The 2,645-nt window shown below is 70.6% G+C and carries 4 protein-coding genes; 2 read left to right on the top strand and 2 right to left on the bottom strand.

Features of this window, described 5'->3' with window-relative positions:
- The coding region (locus AB0M20_RS37060; protein WP_364305409.1) for a metalloregulator ArsR/SmtB family transcription factor at nucleotides 1-229 on the top strand (229 nt) is incomplete at its 5' end.
- A 28-nt stretch (nucleotides 230-257) separates the two neighbouring features.
- Here AB0M20_RS37060 and AB0M20_RS37055 read toward each other — a convergent pair.
- Nucleotides 258-1,334: a hypothetical protein gene (locus AB0M20_RS37055; RefSeq protein WP_364305408.1), complete on the bottom strand. Its 1,077-nt coding sequence runs from the start codon at nucleotides 1,332-1,334 to the stop codon at nucleotides 258-260.
- A gap of 111 nt (nucleotides 1,335-1,445) precedes the next feature.
- Between AB0M20_RS37055 and AB0M20_RS37050 the strand changes: the two genes are divergently transcribed.
- Nucleotides 1,446-1,796 carry a hypothetical protein gene (locus AB0M20_RS37050; RefSeq protein ID WP_364305406.1) on the top strand — a complete coding sequence of 117 codons (351 nt, stop codon included), beginning with the start codon at nucleotides 1,446-1,448 and terminating at the stop codon, nucleotides 1,794-1,796.
- Nucleotides 1,797-1,967: 171 nt separating this feature from the next.
- Here AB0M20_RS37050 and AB0M20_RS37045 read toward each other — a convergent pair.
- Nucleotides 1,968-2,645, bottom strand: a 678-nt coding sequence (locus tag AB0M20_RS37045) for a GGDEF domain-containing protein (protein WP_364305404.1), incomplete at its 5' end; no start/stop codon positions are given.

The following is a 2,645-nucleotide window of genomic DNA, read 5'->3' as shown; positions in this document are numbered from 1 at the left end:
CGGGCATCGCCTGCACATCCTCGTCCTGCTTCTGCAGGGAGAGGCCACCCCGTCCGCACTGGCCGAGTCGATCCCGGCACACGCCACGGCGGTGTCGCACCACCTGCGCCATCTCGTCGATGCGGGTCTGGTGCGGCGCCGCCGCGACGGTCGGCGGGTGTTCTACTCGCTGCCGCGCGAGGCGACGGGCCGGCTGGTCGCCGGAGTCATGCAATACGTCTCCAGGTAGGCATCTCGGCCGGGCTTCGACCTGCCTGCTAGGTCGTGCGCAGGTCCAAGGCGTGCCAGACGAAGGTGTTGAGGCTGCCCGTGGTCCAGGACAGCACACCATTGCGGTACGACACCCGGTTCGCGTCGGGACTGATCTCGACCGTGCGCCGGGTGGCGAGCTCGTAGGCCAGCAGCTGGACGTTGCCGGTCAGAGCGGAATCGGGGCCCAGCTTGGAGTACATCTCGTAGCCGTCCAGCGGCACCACGTCGGTGATCACCGTCTGAGCCGTGTCCCCGGCGACGAACCGGCGCCCGCCGCCGTCGGGTCGCATCAGGTCGATGCGGGTGCCGTCGCGAGTCAGCTTCACCACGCGGCACCAGGTGGGGGAGCACTGCGTCACCGAGCGCGAACCCGTCGCTGCCACGCGTACTTCCTGGTTGGTCTCGATGTTCCGCAGCCGCGTGGTCCCCGCGGTCGCGGTGACCCCGTCGATCAGCCACGGCCACGCCGACATCTTCCACCTGCCGGGTACGGTGCGCGTGCGTACCGGCCCGCCGATCACCGGGATCGATCGCACCTCCGTGACGTCCCCGCGGGAGACGGTCCAGTGCAGCGTGCCCTTGTCGACGACCATGTCATGGTCCGAGCCGTAAGTGGCGGCGCCGCCGTCGGCGGTCAGCAGCCGCGGCGGTTCGCGGTCCCGCAGGCCGGCGCGCCACATCCGGATCGCGCCGCGGGATCCCTCCGCCCAGATGAGCACGCCGCCGGCCGTGGCGAAGGTCTGAAAGGAAGGACCGCGGCTGAACGGCACACTGCGCAGCTGGCGGACGGGCTGGCCCGCACCGACGATCAGCAGGCGCAGGGACTTGCCGTCCGGAGTCACGGCGGTGCCGACGGAGGTGCGGGCGTCGAAGAACATCCCGGGCTGGTATGCCGATCCGTCGGGCAGGGTCGCGAGGGTCACTGCGCGCTGAGCGTGAGGCCACGCCATCGCCATCGGCACGGGCGCCTCGGATGCCATGGCGCCGACGCCGACCGGAGCGCCGAGCAGAACGCCGCTGGCAGCCAACGCGACGCCCAGACCGCCGAACCGGACGAGCAACGTCTTGATGCGACCGATCACGTACGGCACCGACTCCGGCTGGGCCAGTTACCCCGTTACCACGCCCAGCTGTGCCGGCCGACGTTCCGGCCGCGGGGCGTCTGGGCCAGCGCCGAGCGGTACGACCAGGCGGTGCGTGCGCTGGTGGCCGCGGGCGCCGCCTGGGACACCTCCAGCATCTACTTCCTGGCCTGGCTCTCGCCCGGCAACCTCACCATCCAGGTACGGGTCGCCGACACCTGCCTCAACGTCGACGACACGGTCGTGTTCGCAGGCGTGGTGCGGGCGTTGGTGGCGTCGCTGATCACGGACCTCCGGCAGCGCGTCAAGGTGCTTCCGGTGCCGAGCAACGTGATTATGGCGCGGCTGCTGGACGCCGCCCGCGGCCGCATGCAGCTTGCCAGCCTGCTCTCCCGGATCACGCCTGGGAGTATCGGCACGGCTGGCGCGGAAGCGGGTCCGCCAAAGATCTGCTCATCGTGACTCGGCAGGTTTGCGTCCTGGCGGAATCCTGTCCACCGGCGACCACCGGCCCCGTGGGGATCTGCGGGAGGTGCGACGTATTCGCGCCGATCTTCCGACTCGGCCGGCGGTGCCGAGCAGGCGGTTGTGGCCGATCCAGAACGGTGGCGGCAATGGATCGGCGGTCGCGGGCTACAGCATCCGGTCGGCCGACTGTGCGTTGATCGACTGTGTGTTGATCGACTGGGCGCTGACGACGCGGTTGCGGCCGCCTGCCTTTGCCGCGTAGAGGGCCGTGTCGGCGGTGAGGACGAGGTCCTCGCGGGTGGCGCAGTGTGCCGGCATGGCGGCGCAGCCCACGGAGATGGTGACGTTGGCCAGGGTGGTGGGTGTGACGGCGATCGGTGTGGTCGCCATGCCGTGGCGGATCCGCTCGGCGACGTCCACCGCTTGTTCCGGGGTGGTGTTGGGAAGCAGGACGGCGAACTCCTCTCCGCCGTAGCGGGCGACCAGGTCGCCGGGACGTATCAACTCGCCGAGGCGGCGGGCGACCTCGCAGAGGACCCGGTCGCCGCCGTGGTGGCCGTAGGTGTCGTTGACCTTCTTGAAGTGGTCGATGTCGAGCAGGAGGACGGCCAGCGGGGCGCCACTGCGTGCGGACCGCTCGGCCTCCGTTCGCAGGCCTTCCTCATAGAAGCGGCGGGTCCGCAAACCGGTGAGGCCGTCGGTGATCGCCGCGTGCCGCTGTGTCGCGACCAGACCGGCCATCCGGGCCAGCACGAGCAGGAACAGTGCGATGCAGGTGGACGCCGACACGGCCAGGTGGGTGTCGGCGCCGCGGGCGTGCTGCACCAGCATGGTGGCCGGGGC

This window comes from Actinoplanes sp. NPDC051633, from assembly GCF_040681735.1.
Classification (GTDB): domain Bacteria; phylum Actinomycetota; class Actinomycetes; order Mycobacteriales; family Micromonosporaceae; genus Actinoplanes.
The sequence above is the reverse complement of the archived record's forward strand: the minus strand, read 5'-3'. Positions and strand labels throughout refer to the sequence as shown.